The following is a 25924-nucleotide window of genomic DNA, read 5'->3' as shown; positions in this document are numbered from 1 at the left end:
CCGCTCGCCTTTGCGGCAGGACGCAGGAGAATCGGGAAGCACTCATGCAGCAGCAGGCAACCGCCCTTAACGGCGTCCTCTATCTGACCGGCACCTATCTTCTGGCGGTCTTCACCTTTCTGGCCGGCGGGGCGCCCGGCATCGTTGCCGTCTATCTCGGGGGCACCTACGCCCTGTCGGCGATTGCCGCATTCCTGTTTGCCAGGGGGCTGCTGGAGTTTGTATTCGGCGAGCGCGAGATCACCTTCTTCGTGGTGCTGCGAAAGGTCACCAATCCGTTTCTGGCTCTGGTGGCTCCGATCACGCCGGGCTTTCTGATGCCCTTTGCCGCGGCGCTCTATGCGGCGTTTCTGTTCTTCTTCCTGAAAATCGTGCTGTTCGGCGATGCCTTCTTCGGCCTGCCGCCGCTCTTCATCCCGGCCTATCTGACGATTGCCTCGCTCTTCGGGGGCTGAGGCAGCCTCAGGGCTGTTCCATGGCCGCGTTCCATTCCTCCAGAAAGCGGGCGCGCGTCAGCTTGTCGAGCTGGGCCAGCAGGCCGGGATCCAGGCGGATGGGGCGCAGATGCGGGCGCTCGGCATAGACGCCGGGATCAATCGGCGGCAGCCCGGTCCGCTCGGTCAGCAGGCTCTGGCCTTCGGGCGAGACGAGAAAGGCGAGGAAGTCCTGCGCGAGGCCCGGCTGGCGCGCGTTGGCAGGCACCAGCGCCGTGCGCAGCAGAGTGATGGTGAAATCCTGCAGTTCGATCACCTCGAAGCCTTCGCGTTCCATCTTGTCACGCGGCAGGTAGCTGCCCAGCACATTGTAGGCCATGAGAATCTTTTCCGTCTGCACATCCGTGATCATCTCGCCCGAACAGCAATAGAGCTTTGCGTCGAGCCGGCCCATCACCTCGGCAAGGCGCCAGAAGGTGTCGCTCATGCGGGCGTCCTGAGCCGCGAACATATAGCCGACGCCCGCAACGGCCGGATCATAGGTTCCGATGCGCCCGCGGAAGCGCTCCGGATTGTCGCGCAGCAGGTTGATCAGGTCCCGCCGGGTGCCCGGCAGGGGCAGACCGCCCGCCAGGGCTTCGTCAGCCAGGAGCACGACGGCCGGCTCCTGCGCCACGCCAACCAGCCGGTCCTGCCAGCGCGCCCAGGGCGGACGGGCGGCTATGATCTCCTCGTGCAGCGGCTGCGCGAGGCCATCATTTGCCAGTTTCATCTGCAGATCCATCGCGGAAGAGATGACCAGATCAAACCTCTCCTGTTCCGTCGCCACCGCATCGTAAAGCCCCTGGCTGGGCGAGACGATATAGTGGATCGCCACAGCGGGGTGCGCACGGACATAGCCCTCGATCACCGGCTGGAACACCTCGATGTCCGTGCTTGAGACGATGCGGATTTCATTGGGCGCCGAGGCCGGTCCGAACCTGCGCTCCGCTTCGATGGTCATCGCCTGAGCCTGATTAGGCGGCATTAGAAAGATTGTTGCCACCGCAAGGAGTTGCAGTCCTGTTCTCATAAGGCGCTTGAGCTCATCGCGGGAAGCCGCAGCATCAGGGACAGCTGTCATGATCTTTCCTCCTGCTGCGCCAGAAGCGGCAGCTGCAGCGTTGCGATCGCGCCGCCTCCCTCGGCGGCCTCCAGGCTGAACTGGCCCTCCATGACAGCCGCCGCCTCGCTGACAATGGTCAGGCCGAGGCCCGAGCCTATCACGTCATCGACATTGGTGCCGCGCTGGAAACGGCCGGAGAGAGTGCCGCCGCTCTGGCCGTCAAGGCCCCGCCCGTGGTCGCGGCAGGTCAGTTCGGCCCTCTCGTTCTTCCGTTGCAGCGTCAGGTGAATGTCCGTGTCCGGCGGAGAATACTTGATGGCATTATCGATGAGATTGCGGATGGCGGCCTCCAGCAGCACTGCGTCGCCAAAGGTGATCAGCGGTTCTTCCGGACAAGACAGCCGGATGTGAATATCCTTGAGATCCGCCGCCGTCCGGTAGCGCTCGGCCAGTGCAGCGGTCACCCGGCCGAGGTCGATCTCGCTGAAGCTCTGCTGGCCGGCGCGGTAGGCGACGGTCGCATGGTCCAGCAACTGGCCGGTCGAGCGGGAGCCCTCGTCAACGGCACGGATGAGGCCGCGCATGCGCTGGCGCATGGCTTCATCGGAAGCAAGGCGCAAGGCCAGTTCCGCTTCGCTGCGGATGGTGGCCAGCGGTGTGCGGATGTGATGGGCGGCCTCGGCAATGAAGGTTTCCGTCTGTGCCAGCGTGCCGCGCAGGCGCGTGATGAAGCTGTTGAGTGCAGAGATCAGCGGCACAAGCTCGGCCGGGGCAGGGTGGCGCACTGGACGCAGGTCACGCGGGCCGCGACGCTCCATGGCTGCGGCGAGCTTTTCGATGGGCCGCAGCAGGCGCGAGGCTGCCAGCAGCGACAGGGGAATGGCGGCGAGAAACACGGCAAGGCCAAGCGCGGCTGCCCGGTTGGCAAGCCGCGCGGCAATGGCATTCTGCGCTTCCCGTGTCTGCCCGATCATGACCAGCAGCCGGACCGGCCCCTCGTCAATCACCAGATTGCGAGCGACAGCCGCGATACGCAGCTCGGCATCGCGGTAGAGGGCGGTATAGAACACCGGCTCCAGCGAAGAGGGGGCCTTTGCGGGAGCAGGCAGATCCTCGTAGCCCGTCAGATCGCGCCCGCCGATCATGATCCGGTAGAAGATCCGTTCCTCGCCCATGGCCGAGAGGATGGAGAAAGTGCCGGAGGGCAGTTCCACCTGCGGGCCGCCATCGACGCTGCGCACTTCCTCGGCAATGGCCGTGGTCGCTGCGCCCAGAATGCCGTCAAGAGTTGCTTCCGAGGCCTGTTCGGAACTGATGCGGACGGCAAAGAACAGGGAAATGGCCAAAAATGCGGAAAGGCCCAGCAATTGTGTGATCAGCCGGCGCCGCAGGGATGGGGAATAGGGCGGTCGGGGCGCATCGCCGGTGTGCCGCCCATCCGCGTGTGTGCTCATGTGCCTGTAAGCCGGTAGCCAAGGCCGCGCAGGGTCTCTATGCGCACTGTGCTGCCCTGAAGTTTTTTACGAAGACGGCCCACATAGACCTCGATGGCATTGTCCGTGACCGGTTCGGAATAGGAGAACAGCCGGTCACACAGATGGTCCTTTGACAGGATGCGCCCGGGCGCGGCCAGGAAAACCTCGAAAAGCCGCAGTTCGCGGCTGCGCAGTTCCCGGCTCTCGCCCGCAACGATCACCTGGCCGGCCATCGGATCGAACACCACATCGGCAAAGCGCTGCTGCGCATTGGGCGTACCGCCGCGGCGGCGCAGAACCGCCCGGCACCGGGCTTCCAGTTCTGTGAAGTCGAAAGGCTTGGTGATGTAGTCATCGGCGCCCATGTCGAGCGTGCCCACGCGGTCGGAAACGGCGGACCGTGCCGTCATCACAATCACCGGTGTCGAATCGCCTTTCTGGCGCTGTGCTGCGAGAAATGCCCGGCCATCTCCATCAGGCAGCATGATATCGAGAAGGATGAGATCGTAATCGGCTGACGCCAGACAGGACCTCGCGGTTTCGAGATCCGGGGCGTGATCGACGGCATGGCCCTCCAGCGTCAGGCGCTCGCGAACAGAACGCGCAAGGTCGCCATTGTCCTCAATGAGCAGGAACCGCAAGGCCTTCCCCCAGAATTTACACCTGTGACAGGTTTGTGTCAGGTTTGGACGAAACTATGGCCGGGCGCAAGAGGTCCGGATCGGCCTTGCGGACTGATACCAATGCCCCAGGGAGGAGAACCAGGGATGAAAACTACGCTTAAGGCGCTCGCACTCAGCGTCATGATCGGTGCTGGCATGTCCACCGTTGCTGCGGCGACGGAATGCATTGCACCGGCAAACCCCGGCGGCGGCTGGGACTTCACCTGCCGTCAGGTCTCCCAGATCATGTATGAGATCGGCGTTGTGCCGAACCCCATCCAGGTCACCAACATGGCCGGTGCCGGTGGCGGTGTGGCCTACACCCATGTCGTGGGGCAGCGTGACACGGATGCCGACCTCCTCGTGGCCGCTTCCTCGGCAACGACCACCCGTCTTGCCCAGAACGCCTTTGCAGGCATGACGGCTGATCAGGTCCGCTGGCTCGGCACCCTTGGCGGCGATGCCGGTGTCATCGTCGTGGCAAAGGACAGCCCCTATCAGACCCTCAATGATCTGATCGAGGCTGTGAAGGCCAATCCCGCCAAGAACGCTTTCGCAGGCGGCTCGGCCGTGGGCGGCTTCGACCATCTCAAGGTGCTGATGATGATGGAACGTGCCGGCTTCACCGACGCACGCGCCATCAAGTACATCGGTGTGGATGGCGGCGCTGATGCCATTACTCAGACCGTGGGCGGCTTTACCGCTGCGATGACCGGCGATATCTCGGAGATCTCCGGTTTTATCAAGTCCGGTGATGTGCGTGCGCTGGCCGTCTTTGCCGAGGAGCGGGTCGAGGCGTTCCCGGACGTTCCGACGGCCAAGGAGCAGGGCCTGGACCTCGTGGCCATGAACTGGCGCGGCTTCTATGTCCCGAAGGGCATCTCCGACGAAGAGTTCAACGTCTGGGCCGGCCGCCTGCAGAAGGTCGCCGAGTCCGAGCAGTGGAAGAAGGTCATGGCTGACAACGGGCTTGCTCCCTACGCCCTGATCGGCGCCGAGTTCGAAGGCTGGGTTGCCAACAACATCGCGGAAATCCAGGAGATTTCCCGTGAGATCGGGATCATCAAGTAATGAAGGGTGACCGGATCTTTGGTCTGGTCATGATCCTCGTGGCGCTGGGGTATCTCTCCAGTGCCACACAGATTGAGACCAGCTTCATCTCGGACCCGATCGGTCCGCGGATTTTTCCCTATATGATCGGCGGCGTGACCATTCTCGCCTCCCTTACGATGATGCTGCGTCCGGACCCGGACGTCGAGTGGCCCTATGGCCTGATGCTCGCAAAGCTGGGTTTCACGCTGCTTCTGCTGATTGGCTATGCAATGATGATCCGCCCGCTCGGTTTCATCATTCCGACCGTCATCGTTGCCGGCATCATCAGCTATCAGATCGAGCCCCGGCCGGTCCCGGCACTCCTGACCGGCGCAGGGCTTTCCATTGGCCTCTTTACACTCTTCAAGTTCGTGCTCGGTCTCGGCCTCGTGGCGTTTCCGCGCGGGTTGCTTGGGTGAGGGGACAACATCATGGATATCCTGTCTAATCTGGCGCTCGGATTCTCCGTGGCGCTGACGCCGACCACGCTGTTTCTGGCGATCGTCGGCTGCTTCCTCGGCACCATCATTGGTGCGCTGCCGGGCCTTGGCCCCTCAAACGGCGTCGCGCTGCTGATCCCGATCTCCTTCACGCTCGGCCTTGACGCCATGCCGGCGCTGGTGCTGCTGACCTCGGTCTATTACGGCTGCATGTATGGCGGGCGCATTTCGTCGATCCTGCTCAATATCCCCGGTGACGAGCCGGCGATGATGACCACGCTGGACGGCTACCCCATGGCCCGCAAGGGCCGGGCAGGGGATGCGCTGGTGATTTCGGCCGTGGCCTCCTTCGTGGGCGCTTTCCTCGCCACCGTTGGCCTGATGGTCATGTCGCCGCTGCTTGCACGCGTGGCCTTCCAGTTTGGTCCGGCGGAGTATTTCGCCCTCTATCTGCTGGCGTTCTGCACGCTCGGCGGTCTGGGGTCGAACAACCAGGCCAAGGCAGCCCTTGCCGCTGCCATGGGGCTGGGCATCGCCATGATCGGCCTGGACAAGACCACGGGCATGCCGCGCTTCACCTTTGGTGAGCTGCATCTGATGGATGGTATCGATTTCCTAGTCGCCATCGTCGGGCTCTTTGCCGTCTCGGAAATCTTCTTCTTCATCGAGAGCCACGGCAAGAACAGCGCCATCGGTGTGAAGCTCGGGTCCACCCGGATTCCGTGGGCGGATATCTGGCTGACCCGCTGGACCATGCTGCGGTCGACTGTCATCGGCTTCATGGCCGGCGTGCTGCCGGGCGCGGGTGCCTCCCTTGGCTCTTTCCTTGCCTATGCCGGCGAAAAGGCCATTGCCAAGGACAAGCACACCTTCGGCACCGGCAATCCGAAGGGCATCGCCGCACCCGAAGCGGGCAACAACGCCGCTGCCGGTGGCGCGCTGATTCCGATGCTGACCCTCGGCGTTCCGGGCTCCGGCACCACGGCGGTGCTGCTGGCCCTGCTGCTGACGCTCAACATCACGCCGGGGCCGCTGCTCTTCACGGATCGTCCGGAAATCGTCTGGGGCCTGATCGCCTCGCTCTTCATCGGCAACTTCGTGCTCCTGGTCCTCAACATCCCGATGGTGAAGATCTTCGTGCGGATCCTGTCGGTGCCGAGCTACATCCTGCTGCCCGGCGTGACGATGATTGCCTTCGTCGGCATCTTCTCGCTGACCGGCTCGTCCTTCGACATGCTGATGATGGTTGCCTTCGGTGCCCTGGGCTACATACTGCGCAAGCTGGACATCCCCACCGTGCCGGTGATCCTGGGCATCCTGCTGGGCAACCAGATGGAAGACAACCTGCGCCGCGCCATGGTGCTGTCGGATGGGGACTGGACTTACCTGTTCTCTTCGGGCATTGCCATTGGCCTCTGGACTGCGGCCGTGCTGGGCTTCGTTGCCCCCATCTTCCTGCGCCGCTTCCTCAAGAAGCCGCTGCCGGACAGTGAAACGGCCGTTGCTGACGCAGCAGCGGCAGACAAGGACTAAGACATGACCACCCGCGTGCTGGTGCCTTCAGGCGTCCTCGGACTGGGGTTTGACCGGGAGGCGCTGGCTCGCGGCGTGCGTCTCCGCCCCGACATCATCTGCATTGATGGCGGTTCCACCGACAGTGGCCCCTTTTCACTCGGGGCGGGGGTCTCAAAATACTCCCGCGCCGCCACCAAGGCCGAATGGCGCGAGCTGATGAAGGCCCGCGCCGAGGCGGGCGTTCCTCTCGTCATCGGCACGGCCGGCACCTGCGGTGCCGATGCAACCGTGGACTGGATGTATGAGATCACCTGCGAACTGGCGGCCGAACTTGGTCAGAGCCTCAAGATCGCACGGGTCTATTCCTCCCAGCCGAAAGAGCGCATCCTCAAGGCGCTGGCAGAGGGCCGCATCCAGCCGCTGACCCCGGCGCCGGAGATTTCCGCGGATCTGATCGGATCGCTCTCCAACATCGTGGCGCTGGCCGGTGCCGAGCAGATCCAGGCCGCGCTTGAGACCGGTGCCGATATCGTCATCGCAGGGCGCACCACCGACACGGCGACCATCTGCGCGCTGCCGCTTGCCCGCGGTGAACATCCGGGCGGGGCCTGGCATGGGGCAAAGATCGCCGAATGCGGCGCGCTCTGCTCCACCAATCCCACCTCCGGCGTGATCATGGTGGACTTCGACAAGGATGGTTTTACGGTTGAGCCGCTGGCGGACAATGCCGCCTGCACGCCCCATTCCGTTTCCGCCCATATGCTTTACGAGAATTCCGATCCTTATCAGCTCTATGAGCCGGGCGGCTATCTCGATGTGCGCGGTTCGCGCTACACAGCGCTGGATGAGCGGAGGGTGCGGGTCGAGGGGTCGCGCTGGGTCGAGGGGCAATATACGGTGAAGCTGGAGGGAGCCCGTGTGGCTGGCTACCAGACCACCATCATGGCCATTTTGCGCAATGACCGTTATGTGCGCGAGGCCCGTGCCTGGGTGGAGCGGCTGACCGGTTTCCTCACCCGCGAAATCCGCTCGCGCATGGGGCTGGAGCCGGGCGCCTATGACCTGCAGTTCCGCCTCATCGGCGTGGACAGCGCGCTGGGGGCCATGGAAAACCGCAAGGGCGATCCGGTCGAGATCGGCGTTCTGGGTATCGTGACCGCTGAAACGCAGGCGGTTGCCTCTGAAATCGGCAAGCTCATCAATCCCTTCGTGCTGCATTATCCGCTGACGGACAACGAGGAACTGCCGACGTTTGCGTTTCCCTATTCTCCGGCCCAGTCGGACCGCGGCGCGCTCTACGAGTTTGCCCTCAACCATGTGCTGGAACTGGACGACCCCATGTCCGCTTTCCGCATTGACGTGACGGAGATCTGAGATGGCGCGTCTGGGTGATACTGTCCTGAAGGTCCGTTCCAAGAATGCCGGTCCCTTCTGGGTGACCGTCGACGTGTTCTGCGGCTCCGGCGAGGTGTTCAAGCGGATTGTGCCGTCGTTGAAGACGGCGGATGTGGCGGCGCTGTTTCACACCGAACCCCAGCTGCTGAAGCGCTTCGATATCGAGGATCTGTCGGTCATCAAGTTCAGCTTCCCGCGCCCGGTGGTGCAGGGCAGCGCGAATGACCGCGACATGCACGGCGCGCAATGGGCGGTGCTGCTGGAAGAGGCGGATGTGAAGATCGCCTGAGCGGGGCTTCCTGCCGGCCGGTCCACCTCCATTTGCTGCAAGAAGGAGCGGTTGCCGCCAGATCGCGGCAACCGCTCGATTCTGAATCAGGCCTTCATCGCCGCCATGGCCTGCGCCAGGTCGGCAATCAGGTCACGCGTGTCTTCAAGGCCGATATGCAGGCGCACGCACTGGCTGAGCGGCACCGGCGTTCCAGCCGTGCGCAGGCCTTTGAGCTTCACCGGGATGGCCAGGCTTTCAAAGCCGCCCCAGGAATAGCCAAGGCCGAACAGCTTCAGCGCATTGAGGAAAGTGACCGCCTGCTTCTCCGTGACGTCCGGCGTAAAATCAAAGGCGAAGAGCCCGCAGGCGCCCTTGAAATCCCGCTTCCACAGGGCATGGCCGGGATCCTGCGGCAGAGCTGGGTAGCGGATCGCGGCCACGCAGCTCTGCTCCGCCAGCCAGTTCGCCACCTCCAGCGCGTTGCGCATGTGCCGTTCAAGACGAACCGACATGGTCCTGAGGCCGCGCAGGGCGAGATAGACATCATCCGGTCCCACATGCAGGCCAAGGTTACCGTGCAAGTTTAGGAGGCCCGGCCAGGCCCTTGCGCTTGCTGCCACCGTGCCGATCATCACGTCCGAGTGGCCAACGATATATTTGGTGCCTGCCTGGATAGACAGGTCGACTCCATGGGCCAGCGGCTGGAAGAACACCGGCGTCGCCCAGGTGTTGTCCATGAGCACGAAAGCATCAATTTCGCGCGCAGCAGCGGCAAGGGCCGGCACGTCCTGCATCTCGAAGGTGAGTGAGCCGGGGGCTTCAAGAAAGACCGCCTTCGTATTGGCCTTGAACCGCTTCTTGATTCCCTCGCCGGCCCAGGGTTCGAAATACTCCACCTCGATGCCGTAGCGCGGCAGGATGGCGTCGCAGAAATGCCGCGTGGGACCATAGACCGTGTCTGCCACAAGGAAGTGGTCGCCAGCCTTCAGGCAGGAGAGGCAGGCAAGGGAAATCGCATTGAGACCGGATGTGGCAAGCTTGGCGCCGGCTGCCCCCTCGATGGCGGCGATGGCCTCTTCCAGGGCCTCGGTCGTGGGTGTACCGCGGCGGCCATAGGAATATTTCTGCGCACCCGGTGCCATCGCCTCGACATTGGGAAAAAGGACGGTGGAGGCATGGACCACCGGCGGGTTCACGAATCCTTGAAAGTCATCCGGATGCCGGCCTGCGTGAACGAGCACGGTGTCCAGTTTCTGATCAATCTCTGCCATTTTGTTACTCGTGTTGACCTTCTATGCAGCGGGAGGTGGAAGAGGGGCGGGTATCACGATGAAATAATCGTTTTACCACTCTGCGGCCTCTTGACCCGTCGCGTCAAATGCCATCGAATGGCCACATTGGGGCTCGGGTAGCGGCGCTATTCCGACTTCGCGTTTTGCGTGAGGGAGGACTGGAGCCCGGCACGGCCGGGCAGGGGGTCCAGCAGCTGGAAAAAGCGCATGCGGAACATCCGGGTCCTGATGCAAAACACAGATGGGTAACAAAAAAGGCTGCAAATCCATGAAAGCGAAATTCATTCCCATGATGCTCGGCGCGACCGTCGCTGCGGCTGCTGCGACCTCTGCGTCTGCAGCGACGCTTGACGACGTCAAGGCCAAGGGTTTTGTCCAGTGCGGTGTGAGCCAAGGTCTGCCGGGCTTCTCCAATCCGGATGCACAGGGCAACTGGAGCGGCCTCGACGTCGACATCTGCCGCGCCGTTGCAGCCGCCATTTTCGGCGACGCTGACAAGGTCAAGTATTCCCCGCTGAGCGCCAAGGAGCGTTTCACCGCCCTGCAGTCCGGCGAAATCGATATCCTGTCGCGCAACACCACCTGGACCTCTTCGCGCGACACCTCGCTCGGCCTGAACTTCACCGGCGTGACCTATTATGACGGTCAGGGCTTCCTGGTGCGCAAGTCGCTCGGCGTGACCTCCGCTCTGGAACTGTCCGGCGCTTCGGTCTGCACCCAGACCGGCACCACGACCGAGCTGAACATCGCCGACTACTTCCGCTCCAACAACATGCCGTATGAAGTCGTGGCCTTCGAAAAGGCCGACGAAGTGATCATGGCCTATGACGCCGGCCGCTGCGACGTGTTCAGCACCGACGCTTCCGGTCTCTACGCCGAGCGCCTGAAGCTCGCCAACCCGGCCGACCACATCGTGCTGCCGGAAATCATCTCCAAGGAGCCGCTTGGCCCGGTGGTCCGTCACGGCGACGACCAGTGGTTCGATCTGGTGAAGTGGAGCCTCTATGCCATGATCAACGCGGAAGAGCTGGGCATCACCTCGGCCAACGTCGAAGAGATGAAGTCCTCCGACAACCCGGAAATCAAGCGTCTGCTTGGCGTTGAAGGCGATTACGGCAAGCAGCTGGGCGTCGAGAACGACTGGGTCGTCAAGATCGTCAAGGGCGTGGGCAACTACGGTGAGGCCTTCGACCGCAACGTCGGCCCGGATACCCCGTTGGGCATCGCCCGCGGCCTGAACGCCCTGTGGTCGAAGGGGGGACTGCAGTACGCTCCGCCGGTCCGCTAAGCGCAAGACTTGATGGGGCCTTTTAAGGTTCCGCAAATGCGTCCCGGCCGGTGCAAGCTGGCCGGGACTTGCGTAATGACGGTGCTGGCAAAGACTGCAAAATGCAGCGGCCGGCATCAGGGGAAAACGGCCGTTTCTCTGTCGACGGGGTCTGGAGAACGGCAACGCATCACAGGTGCCGCTACAAGAGCACCGGTGCGTCTTTGGTTGGCGAGGCAATATGACAACACGGGATAACGGCGCAGCATCCTCTTCAAGAGGGTCGCTGGTCAACGACCCGCATGTTCGAGGTATTTTCTTTCAGTTGCTGCTGGTCTCGGTCATCGTGACCGTTGGCTATGTGATCGTGACGAACACGATCGCCAATCTCCAGCGCCAGAAAATCGCATCGGGCTTCGGATTTCTTGACCGGATTGCAGGATTTGGCACATCCCAGAGCCTGATCAACTATTCTGAGACCTCCACTTTCGGGGACGCCCTGCTGGTGGGCTTCCTGAACACGCTGCTCGTTGCCGTCATCGGCATTCTCTGCGCGACCATCCTTGGCTTCATGATCGGTGTCGCCCGCCTGTCTAAGAACTGGGTGATTTCGAAGCTGGCCTACTGGTATGTGGAAGTTCTGCGCAACATACCGCTGCTGCTGCAGATCTTCTTCTGGTACTTCGCCGTTCTGCGCTCCGTTCCGGACAAGCGGGACAGATGGTCGCTGTTTGATACAATCCATCTGAACATCGCAGGGCTCTGGCTGCCCAAGCCGGTGTTCGAGCCGGGCTCCTCGGCGATCGGCATTGCCCTGCTGATTGCCATTGCCGCCGTTGCAGTGATCAAGACATGGGCCCGCAAGCGCCAGGAGGCGACGGGGCAGCAGTTTCCGGTGTTCCTCACGGCTCTCGGCCTGATCATCGCCCTGCCGCTGGTGGCTTATCTGGCATCGGGCATGCCCGTTTCGTTCAGCCATCCGGTCTTCAACGACACAGGGCCGCTGTTGCAGCGGGGCTTCACGCTCGGCACCGGCATGACGCTGATCCCGGAGTTCCTGGCCCTCACGGTGGCGCTGTCGATCTATACGTCGGCCTTCATTGCAGAAATCGTGCGTGCCGGCATTCAGGCGGTCAGCCACGGCCAGACCGAGGCAGCCAATGCCCTGGGCCTGCGCAATGGGCCGACCCTCCGGCTGGTGATCATCCCGCAGGCCATGCGCGTGATCATTCCGCCGCTCACCAGCCAGTATCTCAATCTGACGAAGAACTCTTCGCTCGCGGTTGCGATCGGCTTTCCCGACCTCGTGTCCCTTGGCGGAACGGTGCTGAACCAGACCGGCCAGGCGATCGAGGTTATTGCGATCTGGATGGCGGTCTATCTTTCGCTCAGCCTGATCACATCGGCCTTCATGAACTGGTATAACCAGAAGATGGCTTTGGTGGAGCGGTAAGGATGAACACCATGGCTGAAACCAAATCTGCATTCCAGATCCGGACCGAGGAGGCACCGCGCCTTCCGGCTCCGGTATCGACCTCCGGTGCCATCGGCTGGGTGAGAACGAATCTGTTCTCCTCCATCGGCAATACCATTCTCACCCTCATCGGCATTCTGATCGCCTATTCCCTGATCAAGCCGCTGATCGAGTTCGCCTTCATCACTGCAGTCTGGACCGGTGAAAACCGCAATGCCTGTCTGGTGCCGGAGGGCTCGGGCGAGGTTGTCGGGGCCTGCTGGGCCTATGTGAAGGCGTATTTCCCGCAGTTCATCTATGGCCGGTATCCGGCTGACCAGACCTGGCGGGTGGATATTGTCTTTGTGCTCTTCGCGGCGCTGCTCATTCCGCTGGCGATCCCTTCGGTGCCCTGCAAGCGGATCAACGCGGTGCTGTTCATCGTCGGGCTTCCCATCGCGGCCTACTATCTGCTGACAGGGCTCTCCATCGGCGGCAATGTCATCCTGCCGGTGGTCTCGACCTCCCTGTGGGGCGGGCTGCTGGTGACGCTGGTGATTGCGGTGACCGGTATTGCCGCATCGCTTCCCATCGGCATTCTGCTGGCCCTGGGGCGGCGCTCGAAGATGCCGGTCGTCAAGCTGCTCTCGGTGATGTTCATCGAGTTCTGGCGTGGTGTGCCGCTCATCACGGTGCTGTTCATGTCCTCCGTGATGCTGCCGCTGTTCCTGCCTGAAGGCATCACCTTCGACCGGCTTCTGCGCGTCCTGATCGGTGTGACGCTGTTCTCCGCCGCCTATATGGCAGAGGTGGTGCGCGGGGGCCTGCAGGCGATCCCGAAAGGGCAGTATGAGGGGGCGATGGCACTTGGCCTGGGCTACTGGCAGATGATGCGTCTCATCATCCTGCCGCAGGCGCTCAAGCTTGTCATTCCGGGCATCGTGAACACGTTCATCGGCCTGTTCAAGGACACGACCCTGGTGCTGATCGTCGGTATGTTCGACCTTCTGGGCCAGATTCAGTCCTCGTTCACAGACCCGACCTGGGCAACGCCGGTCACCAGCCGTACAGGCTATCTGTTTGCTGCCGTGATCTTCTTTGCCTTCTGTTTTGGCATGTCGCGCTACTCCATCTACATGGAGCGGCGGCTGAACACGGGCCACAAACGATAGAGCGACCGTTGACAGGCTGGCGCGGATCCCCGCGCCGCCTCCGATCCCTGGATATTCTGGAGTAAACCCATGAGTGAGAACGCAGTCTCCGAAGTCGAAATCGCCGTTGACCGCAGCAAGATGACCGTGTCCGACACGGATGTGGCGGTCGAGATCATCGGCATGAACAAGTGGTACGGGGATTTCCACGTGCTACGCGACATCAACCTGAAGGTCATGCGCGGCGAGCGCATCGTCATCTGCGGCCCTTCCGGGTCCGGCAAGTCGACGATGATCCGCTGCATCAACCGTCTGGAAGAGCATCAGAAAGGCCAGATCATCGTTGATGGCATCGAACTGACCGATGACCTGAAGAAGATCGACGAGATCCGCCGTGAGGTTGGCATGTGCTTCCAGCACTTCAACCTGTTTCCGCATCTGACGATCCTTGAGAACTGCACGCTGGCGCCGATCTGGGTGCGCAAGATGCCGAAGAAGCAGGCCGAGGAAATCGCCATGCACTACCTGACCCGGGTGAAGATCCCCGAGCAGGCGCACAAGTACCCGGGCCAACTCTCCGGCGGTCAGCAGCAGCGCGTGGCCATTGCCCGCTCGCTCTGCATGAACCCCAAGATCATGCTGTTCGATGAGCCGACCTCGGCGCTCGACCCGGAGATGATCAAGGAAGTGCTGGATGTGATGGTCAGCCTTGCCGAAGAAGGCATGACCATGCTCTGCGTCACCCACGAAATGGGCTTCGCCCGCAAGGTCGCCAACCGGGTCATCTTCATGGATGCCGGCCAGATCGTGGAGCAGAACGAGCCGGAGCAGTTCTTCCTCAATCCGCAGCACGAGCGTACCAAGCTGTTCCTGAGCCAGATCCTGCATCACTGATCCGCAATAGCGCGGACCGGTTTTCCGGCCGCAGCTCGCAGGTTAAAATCAGGCCCCGGACCGGAAGGCCCGGAGCCTTGTTTTTATGTGACGGTGAATGCCTCCCTGAAAAAAAGACGATTGTGTATTTTTGCAATAAGGAGCATTACGAAAGCGCTGTGCCTTTCGCTATCTAGCGAAATCCGTTTTCAAGAATTTGCCGTAAACAACCTATAAGTCATGTCTTGCGGAAATGCCGGCCGGTTTACTTTGCGTTATCGGGCTTGGGGCATTCTGGAGTGCGGAAATCAACGGCCGCTTGTTATTGCATGCCTTATACGAGATCCCGGTGAGCTTGCCTCATCTGGATCTGCTCAAGCTCCTGCGGAGTTTGAGCATTCTCAAGGCGTGATGCGCCAGCATCCGGGGCCTTGGTATGAGAGGGTTGTTCGACGCATGACTGTTCTTGGAACTCTTCACCACCTTGCTGCCAAAACCGGTGCCTGCGCTGCCACCGCGCTGGCGCTGATGGCTTTTCAGCCTGCCGCCGCACAGGATCACGGACTGCCCTTCGATCTGGTGGGCAAATGGAAGGTGGAGGAAATTCAAGGAGAGGTGCCGCAGAGCGGCGCCGACAGTATCCTGCAGATCGAGGAGGCTGGAACCGTTGCGGGCTCCGGCGGCTGCAACACCATATTCGGGCAGGTCCGCCAGAGTGGCGGCGTTTTGAAAATCGGCCCGCTGGCGGTCACCCGCAAGGCCTGTGCTCCTGCCATCATGGATCAGGAGCGCAAATTCGTCGAAGCCGTCCATGCGGCTGTCGATTACCGGGGGGAGCGGGGCTCCCTGACGCTGCTCAACGCCAATTCCGAACCGGTGCTGCGCCTGTCGCTGATGTGAACCCGGCAACCGGTCCTGAAAACAAGGGCCCGCGTCAGTCTCTGACGCGGGCCTTCTGCCTTTTGCGGTCCAGCCCTGCGGGTCAGCCGGTGACGACAGGCGTGTCCGGCAGGCTGCCCCATTCAGTCCACGAGCCGTCATAGAGGCTCAGATCCTTGTGGCCGAGCAGGGTGAGGGCGAGGGTGACAACCGCGGCGGTGACGCCGGAGCCGCAGGAGGTGGTCACCGGGCGCGACAGATCCACGCCCGCATCCAGGAATACCTGGCTGAGGGCCTCGCTGGATTTCATCGTGCCATCCGCATTTAGAAGCTCGGTAAAGGGCGTGCTGAAGGCGCCGGGCATATGGCCGGAGCGCAGGCCGTCGCGCGGCTCCTTCACTTCGGCGCGGAAGCGGGCGCCGGCGCGGGCGTCCAGAACCTGGCGGCTGCCGCTGTCCACGATCGCCCGCATGGCATCGATATCCGTCACGGCGCCATTGTGAAGGCGGGCGGTGAAGTGGCGCTCCGGCCGTGTCACCTTGCCGTCTTCCACCGGCCGTCCTTCGGCTTTCCACTTCGGCAGGCCGCCGTCGAGAATGAAGACACGCTCTGCCCCCATGGTCTTCAGCATCCACCAGCCGCGCGGGGCGGAGTAGATGCCGGCCGTGTCGTAGAACACCAGCGTCATGCCGTCGCCCACGCCCAGCTTGCGCATCATGGACGAGAAAGCCGCCGGCTGCGGCAGCATGTGGGGCAGGGGGCTTGCCTTGTCGGCGATGGCGTCGATGTCAAAGCGGATGGCGCCGGGAATATGCTCCGCCAGATATTCCGCGTTCGCATCGCGGCCCGTGCCCGGCAGGTGCATGGAGGCATCCAGCACCAGAACATCCGGTGCTGTAAGACGGCTGGCGAGCCATTCGGTAGTGACGAGGGGCGGGCGGTTCATGCCGGTCTCCGGTGCTGCAGGGGCGGGTCTGCTTCTGGTCTGTTTCTGGGAAAGGGATCAATCAGCAAGGCGGATGCGGATCCGCCGGTTCAGCTTGCCCTTCTTTTCCATTTTCGTGATCTCAACGGGCCCGATTTCGGATGTGCGTGACACATGGGTGCCGCCGCAGGGCTGCAGGTCGAAATCCTCGCCGATGCGCACGAGGCGCACCTTGCCGTTGCCGCGCGGCGGGCTGACGCTCATGGACTTGATGAGGCCCGGATTGGCATCCAGCTCTTCATCCGTGATCCATTCCATGCTCACCGCCATGTCCCGGTCCACCGCTTCGCGGATCGCAGCCTCGATGGTCTCGCGTTCCGGCGGTTCGGGCATGTCGAGGTCGATGCGGCTTTCCTCGGCGCCGATCTGACAGCCGGTGATCTTGGTCTTCAGCACGGCGCAGATGATGTGCAGGGCGGTGTGCATGCGCATGAAACGGTAGCGCTGTGCCCAGTCCACATGCACGCTCACGGCCTCGCCTGCCTCCGGCAGGGCCTCTCCGGCCGCAGGAATGTGCCGGTGGCCGGTCTTGCCGTCTGCATAAAGGGCGGTGGTGATGGCAACCCGGCTGCCGTCGGCGCGTTCCAGATAGCCGCTGTCGCCGGGCTGGCCGCCGCTGGTGGCGTAGAACACCGTCCGGTCCAGCACGATGGCGCCATCTCCGGTAATTTCCAGCACCCGCGCTTCGCAGCTGCGCAGGTAGGAATCATCGCGGAAAAGGGGCTCGGTCATCTGAAAGGCTCCGGTATCGGACAAGGCGGGGCCGCACGGTAGCATGCTCTGCCGCTGCTGCAAGCCTTGAAAGGACCTGAAATGACCCGGACCCTAGAGGATCGGCGAAAACAGCCGGGCACTCTGGGCAAGAACCCGGAAGGCAAAGGAGCGTTTGTCGAGGTCATCCGGTCCGGTCTGTCTGGCGCGGCCAAAATCCTCCTCCAGCATGGCCGCAATCTGGGCGATGAAGCCGGGGCTGGTGAACCAGAGCGTGATTTCGAAATTGATCCGGAACGAACGGTTGTCGAAATTCACCGTGCCGACAGACGCCAGCTCGTCATCCACGAGCATGACCTTCTGATGCAGGAAGCCTTCGAGATAGCGGTAGACCTTGATGCCGTGGTTCACCATGTCATCCGCATAGGCGTGGCTGGCCAGCCAGACCAGCCGGTGGTCGGCCTTCTGCGGCAGCAGCACCCGCACATCGACGCCCCGCATGGCCGCTGCATAAAGCGCCGTCTGCACGTCCGGCCCAGGCACGAAATAGGGGCTGACGATCCACAGCCGGTGGCGGGCACGGGAGATGGCCTCGGTGAAGGCGATGGAGCAGTCTTCCAGCGGATCGGCGGGGCCGGTCGGCATCACCAGAACGGCTTCGTCGCCGGGGGATTCGTAGGGGCCGGGCGAGAAGAAATCCAGCGGCTCGCCGCAGGCCCAGTGCCAGTCCTCGGCAAAGGAGAGGGTGCAGCCGAGTGCTGCCGGGCCGCTGATCTTCACATGGGTGTCGCGCCAGTGGCCGAAATCCGGGTCCTTGCCCAGATATTCATCGCCCACATTGTGCCCGCCAACCCAGGCATGCCGGTTGTCCACGACGACGACCTTGCGGTGGTTGCGGTAGTTGATCCGCATGGGGCCGAGGATCCGCAGGTAGTGATGCGTTTCGTTGAAGCCCGAGACATGGATGCCTTGCCGGCGCAGCCGCCGGATATAGGCCTTGGGCAGGCCCTTGGAGCCGATCTCGTCATAAAGGAAATAGACCCGGACACCTTGCCGGGCCTTCTCGATCAGCAGGTCGGCCAGCGTGCGGCCCAGCACATCGCTGCGCACGATGAAGAACTGCACCAGAACCACGGTTCTGGCCTCGGAAATTCCCTGCAGGATCGAGGAGAACGTGGCATCGCCATCGATCAGCAATTCGCAGCGGTTGCCCGAAATGAAGGGCAGGTTGGCGACGCGCGACAGCACCTGCCAGTCCGTGGTCGCGGCCTTGTCGGCGATGCCGATCTGCCGGGCGCGGCGGCTGCGCTCGTCCCGGCCCATCTTGCGCTGCACATCGGCATAGTCGTCAAACTGCTTCCAGCCGAAGACGAGATAGAGAAAGATGGTGGGGAAGGGCAGGAAGAACAGCGACAAGAGCCAGGCGATGGTGCCTTGCGCGGTGCGGCTGTTCATCACTTCCCGCACGGCGCAGATGGCTGCAAGGGTGTAAAGCGCTGCCGTAACCGCGGCGATTATGCCGAGATTGTTCAGGATCGTATCGGCGAGACTGACATCCGTGAGGACGTCCCTGCCGATGGACGTGGCATCGCCCCCCATGGGCGTGGTCCTTATCTCAAAGGAAAGGTGCCTTCAGCCCGGACCGGCTCTCCAGCCACGCCGGAACCGGCAGGGACTTGGAGCGCAGGAAGTCCGGATTGTAGAGCTTGGACTGATAGCGCGAGCCGTGGTCGCACAGGATGGTCACGACCGTGTGGCCGCGGCCGAGATCCCGCGCAAGACGGGCCGCACCGGCGATGTTGATGGCGCTGGAGCCGCCGAGCAGCAAACCTTCATTCTCCGCCAGATCAAACAGCAGCGGCATGGCTTCCTCATCGGTCACCAGATAGGCTTTGTCCACCTTGATGTCCTCGATGATCGGCGTGACACGGCCAAGGCCGATGCCCTCCGACACGGAGCCGCCGGGGGAGGATTCCGCCTTGCCGGTGGTGAAGAGCGAGTACATCGCCGCCCCGCGCGGATCCGCGCAGCCGATGACGATGTCCTCCTTCTGCTGGCGCAGATAGGTGGAGGTGCCTGCCAGTGTGCCGCCGGTGCCGACCGCGCAGATGAAGCCATCCACCTTGCCGTCCGTGTCGCGCCAGATTTCCGGGCCGGTGCTGACGAAATGGGCCTTGCGGTTGTCGAGGTTGTTCCACTGGTCGGCAAAGAGCACGCCGTTGGGCTCGCTCTTTGCCAGGTCTTCGGCAAGCCGGCGGGCGACATGCTGGTAATTGTTGGGGTCGGAGAAGGGCTTTACTGGTACTTCGACGAGTTCGGCGCCCGCAAGGCGCAGCATGTCCTTCTTTTCCTGGCTCTGGCTGTCCGGCATGACGATGACTGTCCGGTAGCCGCGGGCGCGGGCGACAAGCGCAAGCCCGATACCAGTGTTGCCGGCCGTGCCTTCGACAATCAGGCCGCCGGGCTTAAGATCACCGCGCGCTTCAGCCTCCAGGATCATCTGCTTGCCGGCACGGTCCTTGACCGACTGGCCGGGGTTCATGAACTCCGCCTTGCCCAGAATCTCGCAGCCCGTCTCGTCAGAAAGCCGGTTGAGGCGGATGAGCGGGGTGTTGCCGATGGCTTCGACGGCAGAGGAATAAAGGGTCATGGTGATCCGGTGTTACTGTTTTCTGGTTGAAACGGCTTGTGCGCAAGCTAATGGTCCAAAGGCGCCGGATCAAGTGAGGCGGCTGCAATCTGACCTGTCATGCGTGGAAGGTTTTTCTGCATCTTCGCTTAAATGGAAACGGAAAACCTCCGCCTTGGCCCCGGTGGCATCTTGCCGGGAAGGGGCAGTTTATCTAGGTTTCCCTACTAACACGCAGAAAGACGTGATCCGGGCACCAAAGACCGCCGTAGAGCAGGAAAAGCTGCTCACTCAAAAGATGGCACCAGGCACTTTAATGGAAACCACCACTGGTCTGGACGAATTGCTGGCAGGATATGTCGCCGGAAGGCTGGCAGAACCCGCGCGCGTCCTCGTATCGTCTCATCTGGAACTCTCGCCCCGCCACCGCGGCTATGTCCGCTCGCTGGAGGCGCTGGCCGGAGCGGAACTGGACACCACCGCACCGGTGGAGCTGACCAGCCGGGATGCCCGCCTTGAGGCCATTCTCGGCCTTCCGGCCATGCCTGAACGGCGCATTCAGCCGTGCGAGTCCTTCGATCCGCGTCTTCCGTCCAGCCTGCGCGGCCTGCTGGGCCGCAACACGCTGGACGGCCTGAAGTGGCGCAGCCTGATGCCGGGCGTGAAGGAATTCAAGTTCGGCGAAATGGATGGCTGCACCGCCAGCCTCCTGTGGATCAAGGCCGGCCGCGCCGTGCCATCGCACACCCATGACGGCCAGGAACTGACGCTGGTGCTACAGGGCGGCTTCTCGGACGCTGACGGTCATTATGTGCGCGGCGATCTGGCCTTTGCCGATGATCACGTCGATCACAAGCCCGTTGCTGATGACGATGAAGACTGCATCTGCTTTGCCGTCACCGAAGGCCACCTGAGGCTGACTGGCCCGCTTGGCCGCCTGATTGCTCCCTTCATGCGGATGTGAGGGTGGGGCAGGTTAGATATGCCTGTTTCACTGCGGTGCTGCTGAAAGCCGGAGCGTCATCGTCCTTAGGCGCTGTCCCCGCCTTGAGCGGGGACATGCTTTTGTGTGATGGCCTCTATGCCTCCCGGGCGGTGGCTCCAGCGTTCCAGCCTCTCCATCGTCATCCGGCCAGGCGCAGCGCGAGCCGCGGCTTGCCCGCTTCCAGAGAGCTGAGATTATCTCAAGCCCTGCTTCAGGTTCCTGTCCGAAGCCAGATGCACCATCCCACCAGATCCACAGCCCGCCCTTGTCCGTAGAAACTCCAGACACAGGAGTTTCAGGTGACAGATTATACGGCAACCTCTTCGGACGGTTCGGCATGGATCACGGGCGCCAGTTCCGGCATCGGCCGGGCGGTGGCGCTGGAGCTGGCGAAGGCGGGCTTCAAGGTTGCGGTGACGGCCCGTTCGGCTGAAGCGCTCGAGAGCCTTGCCGGGGAGGCTACAGGCCTTGCCGGATCGATCCACGCCTATCCGGGCGACGTCACGGATGCGGCCGCCATGGCCGCTATTGCCGCCAGCATCGAGGCGGAGCTTGCGCCGCTTGCCCTCGTCATCGCCAATGCGGGGGTCTATATCCCGGTCGATGGTCTCAATGGTTCTGCAGAGGCTTACGCGCAGACCTTCGATGTCAATCTAAAGGGCACCGTACATGTGGTGCTGCCAGCCATTGCCGCCATGAAGGGGCGGGGGCGCGGCCAGATCGCGATTGTCGCCTCTGTCGCGGGCTACAGCGGTCTGCCCACCTCGGCCGCCTATGGGGCGACCAAGGCCGGACTGATCAATCTGGCCGAGAGCCTGAAGTTCGATCTCGACCGGGTGGGCATCCGCATTCAGGTGGTTTCGCCCGGCTTTGTCGATACGCCTGCGACCAAGGAAAACCCTTTCCCCATGCCGCATCTGATGCCGGTGGAAGAGGCGGCCAAGGCTTTTGTGGCGGGGCTGCGGGCGCGCAAGGGCTTCGAGATTTCCTTTCCCAAAGCCTTCGTGCGGCAGCTCAAGTTTTTGCGGCTTCTGCCCTACAGCCTCTATTTCCCGCTTGTCGCCAAAGCCACCGGCTGGAGCCGCAAGGGGCGGGGAGGGGATGTCTAGCTCCAGCCCGTATCTGTCCATCGTCACCCCGGACGAAAGCGAAGCGGAGATCCGGGACCGGTGAGCCGAAGCCTTTCGGCCGTGTTTCATTAAATCAACTAGCAATCCGGCGCACCGGTCCCGGCTCGCGCTAAGCTTGGCCGGATGACGAGGGAGAGATGGGTGGATTATGGGCACCATAACCTAAATCTGCCCGCCCTGTGCCTCGCCGCTGCCCGGCTTGTCCCGCCAACGCAGGCGGTGTTCCAGCTGACGCAGGGCGACGGAGAGGGTGACGGTCATCGACAGATAGATCAGCGCGACGAGATTGTAGGTCTCGAAATAGCGGAAGTTGCCCGCCGCTGCGACCTTGCCGAGCTGGGTGATATCGGTGACGCCCAGAACCGAGACGAGGGAACTGTCCTTCAGCATGGCGATGAAATCATTGCCGAAAGGCGGCAGCACCACGCGCAGGGCCTGCGGCGCGATGACCAGCCGGAAACGCTGCCAGCCGGTAAGGCCAAGCGCCTTGGCCGCTTCCACCTGACCGGGGGCTATCGAGACGATACCGGCCCGGAACACCTCCGCCAGAAAGGCGGAATAGGTAAGGATCAGCGCAGCAACGGCACGCCAGAGCAGGGAGACATCACGCGTCCTGACCTCGCCAAGGCCCAGGTGCCCGGCGAGCCAGTTCCAGCCCTCCACCAGCAGCGGCACACCGGCAAAGGCGATGTAGAGCAGCAGCACGATGACCGGGATACCGCGGATCAGTTCCACATAGAAGCGGACGAACTGGCGGATCACGGTGAAGCGCGACAGGGTGCCGAGCGCCAGCAGCAGCCCCAGCAGCGAGGCGCCGGTGAAGGCTGTGGCCGTGACCATCAGCGTGATGCCGATGCCGCGCGACAGGGTGGACAGCACCTGCGCCTGCTGGGCATCGGCCAGAGCCTGCGCAAAGGCATAGACGATCAGCAGCCCCATGGCGGCGAGCCACCATGGAAACTCGGGAGAAGAGGGTGAACGGCCGCCGGGGATGTGTCTGGCGCGCGGCTTCGGGCGGGCGGGTCCCATTCTTCACGGCTCTCCGGCGGGCATCAGATTCACTGGCCCATCTTGTAGTCGAGCAGCCACTTCTTATCGAGCGCGTCAATGGTGCCATCTGCCTTCATCGATGCTATGGCGGCATTGACCGGGGCAACGAGATCCGAGCCCTTCGGGAAGATGAAGCCGAAGTCCTCCGTGCCCAGTTTCTCACCCACAATCTTCAGCGTGCCATTGGAGGTGGAGACATAGCCCTCCGCCGCCGTGCTGTCGGTCAGAACCAGATCCACGTCACCGGCCCGGAGCGCGGCAACGCCGGCGCCAAAGGTCTCAAACTTCTTGATGCGCGGGTTCGCCTCGTCGCCGTCGAGCACTTCGTAGACACCGACATAGAAAGGTGTGGTGCCCGGCTGGGCGGCCATCAGCAGCCCGGCATCTGCGGCAAAGCCCTTGGCATCGGAGAACCGGGCTTCATCGGCACGCACCAGCATCACCATTTCCGAGCGCATGTAGGGATCGGAGAAATCCACCTTGTCCTTGCGGTCGTCGCGGATGGTGATGCCGTTCATGGCAAAATCATATTCCCCGGCGGCGATGGCAGGGATCATCGCGTCCCAGCTGGAGTTCTGATAGGTGACCCTGGCGTTGAGCCGCTTTGCGATCTCCGCCACCGCGTCATATTCCCAGCCCACGGCCTTGCCGCTGCTGTCCATGAACTGCAGCGGCGGATAGGCATTTTCCGTCAGCACCGCGATTTCCCGGCCGCCCAGATCCGGCAGTTCAGCGGCCTGGACAAGGCCGCCGGTGAAGGGCAGAACCGACAGGGCAAGGGCGGCAAGGCGGGCGAAACGCGGCAGAAGGGCGGTCATGGGTCAGGCTCCCGTTGACGTGAAACGTGTTCCCGACTGTTAGCCGTGAAGGCTGGCTGCGGCAAGCGCGATACAGCCAGAGGGGATATATCCGGACAGAAAACCTCTTCTGCCCGGAAGGCGGCTGCCTTAGCCCGCTTTGGCGTAGACGATCTGGCGCACGTCGATGTTGCCGGAGCGGAAGCCGGCCTCGCAGTAATGGAAATAGAACTCCCAGAGCCGCTTGAAGCGCTCGTCGAAACCGAGCGGGGAAATGCGCGGCCATGCCTCGCGGAAGCGCTCGCGCCACTCGGCGAGGGTGCGGGCATAGTCCTGACCGAAGATGCGCTCCGCCGACAGTTTCAGACCCTGCCGTCCGCCGATTTCCTGCAGCTTGCCGGGAGGCGGCAGCATGCCGCCGGGGAAGATGTAGCGCTGGATGAAGTCCGGGCGGCGGGCATAGTCCTTGAACATGGTGTCCTGGATCGTGATGATCTGCAGGCCCGCAAGCCCGCCGGGCTTCAGGCAGGACGACACCTTGTTGAAATAGACCGGCCAGTACTCCTTGCCGACCGCCTCGAACATTTCGATGGAGGCGATCCGGTCGTAAACGCCGGTTTCATCGCGGTAATCCTGAAAGACGACTTCGACCTTGTCATTGAGGCCGGCCTTGAACATGCGCTCGCGGGCATAGTCATACTGCTCGCGGGAAATGGTCAGGGCGCGTACATTGGCCCCGATCTCGCCGGCCGCAAATTCGGCAAAGCCGCCCCAGCCGCAGCCGATTTCCAGCACCTTGTGGCCCGGCTTGATGCCGGTGGCCTCCGCCAGCGCCATATATTTCTTGCGCTGTGCCTCTTCCAGCGAGGCGGTACTCTCGTCGAACAGGGCCGAGGAATAGGTCATCGAAGGGTCGAGCCATTCCCGGTAGAAAGCGTTGCCAAGGTCGTAATGTGCAGAGATGTTCCTCTGCGAGCCTTTGCGGGTGTTGCGGTTGAACCAGTGGCGCAGCGTGACGGCCAGGCGGAACAGCGGGCTGCCCTGCAGCTTCTCCACCGTCGCATCCCGGTTGACGCAGAAGAGTTCGAGGAAGGTGGTGACGTCCGAGCTGGACCAGTACCCGGCCATGAAGGCTTCGCCCACGCCCACATCGCCGCCTTCTGCCGCCATGCGCACGAAGCGCCAGTCATGCACGAAGAGATCCGCCACCGGCCCCGGTTCCTTGCCCTCGATGCGGAAGGCCTGACCGTCCGGTGTCGTGATTGTCAGCACGCCATAGCGCAGGGCGAGCACGATACGCATGCCCATGCGGACAAAGCGCGGCAGGCCCGACAGCACCTCGCGGGCGTTCGCCTGTGTCAGATGAATGACCTGCTGCGATCCGGCATTGGCCGGGGAGGGCAGAGAGGAGGCTAAAGGCATGTCGGTCTCCATCAGGCTTTCCCGTAAATTTCAGTATCTGCGGGCGCATTTGCCTTTTGGGCCTGTTGCGCGCCGCTGCCTGCCGCAGCTGCGGTGGCAGATGTCTTTGAATGAAAACGTATCCCCTTGAGCCAAAGCTTCAAGGCCTCCCAATGAATGCCGCCCATGACCTTGAGGGTCATGAAAGGCATCCTCAGGCATTCGCGCAGGATGACGCGGCCGGTCAAACTGTTGTGATGGCCGTGGAAGGTCGCGGCCAGCGAAGGGCCGTCCGGGTCAGTCTCGAGAATCCGCACGCGCACGGTCTCCCCCGGCGGCATCATGCGGAAGTGATAGGTCTGCACCATGTCGAGGAAGGGCGAGACGTAGAACTGCTTGTCCTGCGTCTGCCGGATGCCCGCCTCGCTCACCTGATCCGCTGTCACGGGCGCCACATAGGTGTGCAGATCGCCGAAGGTGTTACGCACCTCATAGACGATGCCGGTCAGCGTGCCTTCGCCGTCATAGGCGTAATAGACGCTGAGCGGGTTGAACACGTAGCCCAGCATGCGCGGATAACACAGCAACAGGACACGTGCGGGGCGGGCCACGCCCTTCTCCGCCAGCAACCGGTCCACATGCGCCCTGAGATCCGAGCCGTCACGGGGGCCATGGTCCTTCTCGTGGAAGGACAGAAGATTGAAGCGGCGATGGGAAAAGAACCAGCTCTGCCGGTCCGCGTCCTTCAGCCTGTCCAGATCGATCAGCAGGCTGAAGACGGAATAGCTGAAGCGGTGCGGCACAGGCTTCATGCGCGCATGCATGACCTGTCCGGCATAGAGGCTTGCCGCCTCCGCCGGGGCCGGGCCGTTGCCGCTCACGCGGGTCGGGGCGTGCCCGTCCGTCTTTCTGTGCGCCGCCATGCTGCGTCC

Annotated in this window: 25 protein-coding genes; 13 read left to right on the top strand and 12 right to left on the bottom strand. The window is 62.7% G+C overall.

All coding sequences use genetic code 11. The annotated features are described in order from the left end of the window. Positions 1 to 44 precede the first annotated feature (44 nt). Positions 45 to 455 carry a hypothetical protein gene (locus ASC48_RS13550; RefSeq protein WP_055456281.1) on the top strand — a complete coding sequence of 137 codons (411 nt, stop codon included), beginning with the start codon at positions 45 to 47 and terminating at the stop codon, positions 453 to 455. Between the two features lie 7 nt (positions 456 to 462). On the opposite strand, the gene ASC48_RS13545 is transcribed toward ASC48_RS13550, so the two are convergent. The 3 genes from ASC48_RS13545 to ASC48_RS13535 form a co-directional block, all read right to left on the bottom strand. Next, the gene (locus tag ASC48_RS13545; RefSeq protein WP_055456280.1) at positions 463 to 1437 is read right to left on the bottom strand and encodes an ABC transporter substrate-binding protein; all 975 of its coding nucleotides are present in this window, start codon (positions 1435 to 1437) and stop codon (positions 463 to 465) included. Between the two features lie 116 nt (positions 1438 to 1553). Then, positions 1554 to 2993, bottom strand: coding sequence for a sensor histidine kinase (locus ASC48_RS13540; RefSeq protein WP_072242613.1), 1440 nt, complete (start codon positions 2991 to 2993; stop codon positions 1554 to 1556). Next, a complete protein-coding gene (locus tag ASC48_RS13535; RefSeq protein ID WP_055456278.1) occupies positions 2990 to 3655 on the bottom strand; it encodes a response regulator transcription factor in 666 nt (221 codons plus the stop codon). The genes ASC48_RS13540 and ASC48_RS13535 overlap by 4 nt, the downstream gene beginning before the upstream one ends. A gap of 126 nt (positions 3656 to 3781) precedes the next feature. Here ASC48_RS13535 and ASC48_RS13530 point away from each other — a divergent pair, with 126 nt between their 5' ends. The 5 genes from ASC48_RS13530 to ASC48_RS13510 are packed head-to-tail and all read left to right on the top strand — an operon-like array spanning position 3782 to position 8407. Beyond that, the gene (locus ASC48_RS13530) at positions 3782 to 4747 is read left to right on the top strand and encodes a Bug family tripartite tricarboxylate transporter substrate binding protein (RefSeq protein WP_055456277.1); all 966 of its coding nucleotides are present in this window, start codon (positions 3782 to 3784) and stop codon (positions 4745 to 4747) included. After that, positions 4747 to 5187, top strand: a complete 441-nt coding sequence (locus ASC48_RS13525) for a tripartite tricarboxylate transporter TctB family protein (RefSeq protein ID WP_055456276.1) — start codon at positions 4747 to 4749, stop codon at positions 5185 to 5187. The genes ASC48_RS13530 and ASC48_RS13525 overlap by 1 nt, the downstream gene beginning before the upstream one ends. Positions 5188 to 5199: 12 nt before the next feature. Next, positions 5200 to 6741: a tripartite tricarboxylate transporter permease gene (locus ASC48_RS13520; protein ID WP_055456275.1), complete on the top strand. Its 1542-nt coding sequence runs from the start codon at positions 5200 to 5202 to the stop codon at positions 6739 to 6741. Positions 6742 to 6744: 3 nt separating this feature from the next. Further along, entirely contained in the window at positions 6745 to 8097 is a 1353-nt protein-coding gene (locus ASC48_RS13515) for an acyclic terpene utilization AtuA family protein (protein ID WP_055456274.1), read from the top strand. A 1-nt stretch (position 8098) separates the two neighbouring features. After that, positions 8099 to 8407, top strand: coding sequence for a DUF4387 family protein (locus tag ASC48_RS13510; RefSeq protein WP_055456273.1), 309 nt, complete (start codon positions 8099 to 8101; stop codon positions 8405 to 8407). An 86-nt stretch (positions 8408 to 8493) separates the two neighbouring features. On the opposite strand, the gene metC is transcribed toward ASC48_RS13510, so the two are convergent. After that, positions 8494 to 9660: a cystathionine beta-lyase gene (gene metC, locus ASC48_RS13505; RefSeq protein ID WP_055456272.1), complete on the bottom strand. Its 1167-nt coding sequence runs from the start codon at positions 9658 to 9660 to the stop codon at positions 8494 to 8496. Positions 9661 to 9970: 310 nt separating this feature from the next. Here metC and ASC48_RS13500 point away from each other — a divergent pair, with 310 nt between their 5' ends. The 5 genes from ASC48_RS13500 to ASC48_RS13480 all read left to right on the top strand — a co-directional run bounded on the left by ASC48_RS13500 (position 9971) and on the right by ASC48_RS13480 (position 15325). Continuing rightward, entirely contained in the window at positions 9971 to 10969 is a 999-nt protein-coding gene (locus ASC48_RS13500) for an amino acid ABC transporter substrate-binding protein (RefSeq protein WP_409844234.1), read from the top strand. 220 nt (positions 10970 to 11189) lie between these two features. Beyond that, the gene (locus tag ASC48_RS13495; RefSeq protein WP_055456270.1) at positions 11190 to 12401 is read left to right on the top strand and encodes an amino acid ABC transporter permease; all 1212 of its coding nucleotides are present in this window, start codon (positions 11190 to 11192) and stop codon (positions 12399 to 12401) included. A gap of 2 nt (positions 12402 to 12403) precedes the next feature. Then, positions 12404 to 13573, top strand: coding sequence for an amino acid ABC transporter permease (locus ASC48_RS13490; protein WP_141658958.1), 1170 nt, complete (start codon positions 12404 to 12406; stop codon positions 13571 to 13573). A 69-nt stretch (positions 13574 to 13642) separates the two neighbouring features. After that, positions 13643 to 14446, top strand: a complete 804-nt coding sequence (locus tag ASC48_RS13485) for an amino acid ABC transporter ATP-binding protein (RefSeq protein WP_050471773.1) — start codon at positions 13643 to 13645, stop codon at positions 14444 to 14446. 435 nt (positions 14447 to 14881) lie between these two features. After that, positions 14882 to 15325, top strand: a complete 444-nt coding sequence (locus ASC48_RS13480) for an META domain-containing protein (RefSeq protein WP_055456269.1) — start codon at positions 14882 to 14884, stop codon at positions 15323 to 15325. Between the two features lie 82 nt (positions 15326 to 15407). On the opposite strand, the gene sseA is transcribed toward ASC48_RS13480, so the two are convergent. The 4 genes from sseA to ASC48_RS13460 form a co-directional block, all read right to left on the bottom strand. Further along, a complete protein-coding gene (gene sseA / locus ASC48_RS13475) occupies positions 15408 to 16250 on the bottom strand; it encodes a 3-mercaptopyruvate sulfurtransferase (protein ID WP_055456268.1) in 843 nt (280 codons plus the stop codon). A gap of 57 nt (positions 16251 to 16307) precedes the next feature. Beyond that, complete coding sequence (locus ASC48_RS13470; RefSeq protein WP_055456267.1) at positions 16308 to 17021, bottom strand: alanyl-tRNA editing protein; 714 nt, start codon at positions 17019 to 17021, stop codon at positions 16308 to 16310. A 93-nt stretch (positions 17022 to 17114) separates the two neighbouring features. Then, complete coding sequence (gene cls / locus ASC48_RS13465; RefSeq protein ID WP_055456266.1) at positions 17115 to 18599, bottom strand: cardiolipin synthase; 1485 nt, start codon at positions 18597 to 18599, stop codon at positions 17115 to 17117. 16 nt (positions 18600 to 18615) lie between these two features. After that, positions 18616 to 19650, bottom strand: a complete 1035-nt coding sequence (locus ASC48_RS13460) for a cysteine synthase A (RefSeq protein WP_055456265.1) — start codon at positions 19648 to 19650, stop codon at positions 18616 to 18618. A 295-nt stretch (positions 19651 to 19945) separates the two neighbouring features. Between ASC48_RS13460 and ASC48_RS13455 the strand changes: the two genes are divergently transcribed. Together ASC48_RS13455 and ASC48_RS13450 are read left to right on the top strand one after the other, a co-directional pair. After that, positions 19946 to 20593: a ChrR family anti-sigma-E factor gene (locus ASC48_RS13455; protein ID WP_055456264.1), complete on the top strand. Its 648-nt coding sequence runs from the start codon at positions 19946 to 19948 to the stop codon at positions 20591 to 20593. Between the two features lie 320 nt (positions 20594 to 20913). After that, positions 20914 to 21723, top strand: coding sequence for an SDR family NAD(P)-dependent oxidoreductase (locus ASC48_RS13450; RefSeq protein ID WP_055456263.1), 810 nt, complete (start codon positions 20914 to 20916; stop codon positions 21721 to 21723). 183 nt (positions 21724 to 21906) lie between these two features. On the opposite strand, the gene ASC48_RS13445 is transcribed toward ASC48_RS13450, so the two are convergent. The 4 genes from ASC48_RS13445 to ASC48_RS13430 all read right to left on the bottom strand — a co-directional run bounded on the left by ASC48_RS13445 (position 21907) and on the right by ASC48_RS13430 (position 25915). Continuing rightward, the gene (locus ASC48_RS13445; RefSeq protein WP_055456262.1) at positions 21907 to 22683 is read right to left on the bottom strand and encodes an amino acid ABC transporter permease; all 777 of its coding nucleotides are present in this window, start codon (positions 22681 to 22683) and stop codon (positions 21907 to 21909) included. A gap of 119 nt (positions 22684 to 22802) precedes the next feature. Further along, positions 22803 to 23612, bottom strand: coding sequence for a transporter substrate-binding domain-containing protein (locus tag ASC48_RS13440; protein WP_050471766.1), 810 nt, complete (start codon positions 23610 to 23612; stop codon positions 22803 to 22805). Positions 23613 to 23741: 129 nt separating this feature from the next. Beyond that, positions 23742 to 25013, bottom strand: a complete 1272-nt coding sequence (locus ASC48_RS13435; RefSeq protein WP_055456345.1) for an SAM-dependent methyltransferase — start codon at positions 25011 to 25013, stop codon at positions 23742 to 23744. Positions 25014 to 25024: 11 nt separating this feature from the next. Beyond that, positions 25025 to 25915 (bottom strand): DUF1365 domain-containing protein, encoded by an 891-nt coding sequence (locus ASC48_RS13430; protein WP_055456261.1) that lies wholly within the window; start codon positions 25913 to 25915, stop codon positions 25025 to 25027. Positions 25916 to 25924 lie beyond the last annotated feature (9 nt).

Source organism: Pannonibacter indicus (assembly GCF_001418225.1).
In the GTDB taxonomy this organism is placed as follows: Bacteria; Pseudomonadota; Alphaproteobacteria; order Rhizobiales; family Stappiaceae; genus Pannonibacter; species Pannonibacter indicus.
This window is presented reverse-complemented; position numbering and strand designations above follow the sequence as displayed.

Coding starts and splice junctions, on each gene's coding strand:
- ASC48_RS13520 (WP_055456275.1), top strand. CDS start 5,200: ATGGATATCCTGTCTAATCTGGCGCTCGGATTCTCCGTGGCGCTGACG.
- ASC48_RS13525 (WP_055456276.1), top strand. CDS start 4,747: ATGAAGGGTGACCGGATCTTTGGTCTGGTCATGATCCTCGTGGCGCTG.
- ASC48_RS13460 (WP_055456265.1), bottom strand. CDS start 19,650: ATGACCCTTTATTCCTCTGCCGTCGAAGCCATCGGCAACACCCCGCTC.
- ASC48_RS13550 (WP_055456281.1), top strand. CDS start 45: ATGCAGCAGCAGGCAACCGCCCTTAACGGCGTCCTCTATCTGACCGGC.
- ASC48_RS13435 (WP_055456345.1), bottom strand. CDS start 25,013: ATGCCTTTAGCCTCCTCTCTGCCCTCCCCGGCCAATGCCGGATCGCAG.
- ASC48_RS13480 (WP_055456269.1), top strand. CDS start 14,882: ATGACTGTTCTTGGAACTCTTCACCACCTTGCTGCCAAAACCGGTGCC.
- ASC48_RS13485 (WP_050471773.1), top strand. CDS start 13,643: ATGAGTGAGAACGCAGTCTCCGAAGTCGAAATCGCCGTTGACCGCAGC.
- sseA (WP_055456268.1), bottom strand. CDS start 16,250: ATGAACCGCCCGCCCCTCGTCACTACCGAATGGCTCGCCAGCCGTCTT.
- ASC48_RS13495 (WP_055456270.1), top strand. CDS start 11,190: ATGACAACACGGGATAACGGCGCAGCATCCTCTTCAAGAGGGTCGCTG.
- ASC48_RS13500 (WP_409844234.1), top strand. CDS start 9,971: ATGATGCTCGGCGCGACCGTCGCTGCGGCTGCTGCGACCTCTGCGTCT.
- ASC48_RS13530 (WP_055456277.1), top strand. CDS start 3,782: ATGAAAACTACGCTTAAGGCGCTCGCACTCAGCGTCATGATCGGTGCT.
- ASC48_RS13545 (WP_055456280.1), bottom strand. CDS start 1,437: ATGACCATCGAAGCGGAGCGCAGGTTCGGACCGGCCTCGGCGCCCAAT.
- ASC48_RS13515 (WP_055456274.1), top strand. CDS start 6,745: ATGACCACCCGCGTGCTGGTGCCTTCAGGCGTCCTCGGACTGGGGTTT.
- ASC48_RS13440 (WP_050471766.1), bottom strand. CDS start 23,612: ATGACCGCCCTTCTGCCGCGTTTCGCCCGCCTTGCCGCCCTTGCCCTG.
- ASC48_RS13455 (WP_055456264.1), top strand. CDS start 19,946: ATGGAAACCACCACTGGTCTGGACGAATTGCTGGCAGGATATGTCGCC.
- ASC48_RS13510 (WP_055456273.1), top strand. CDS start 8,099: ATGGCGCGTCTGGGTGATACTGTCCTGAAGGTCCGTTCCAAGAATGCC.
- cls (WP_055456266.1), bottom strand. CDS start 18,599: ATGGGGGGCGATGCCACGTCCATCGGCAGGGACGTCCTCACGGATGTC.
- metC (WP_055456272.1), bottom strand. CDS start 9,660: ATGGCAGAGATTGATCAGAAACTGGACACCGTGCTCGTTCACGCAGGC.
- ASC48_RS13430 (WP_055456261.1), bottom strand. CDS start 25,915: ATGGCGGCGCACAGAAAGACGGACGGGCACGCCCCGACCCGCGTGAGC.
- ASC48_RS13540 (WP_072242613.1), bottom strand. CDS start 2,993: ATGAGCACACACGCGGATGGGCGGCACACCGGCGATGCGCCCCGACCG.
- ASC48_RS13445 (WP_055456262.1), bottom strand. CDS start 22,683: ATGGGGCTGCTGATCGTCTATGCCTTTGCGCAGGCTCTGGCCGATGCC.
- ASC48_RS13490 (WP_141658958.1), top strand. CDS start 12,404: ATGAACACCATGGCTGAAACCAAATCTGCATTCCAGATCCGGACCGAG.
- ASC48_RS13470 (WP_055456267.1), bottom strand. CDS start 17,021: ATGACCGAGCCCCTTTTCCGCGATGATTCCTACCTGCGCAGCTGCGAA.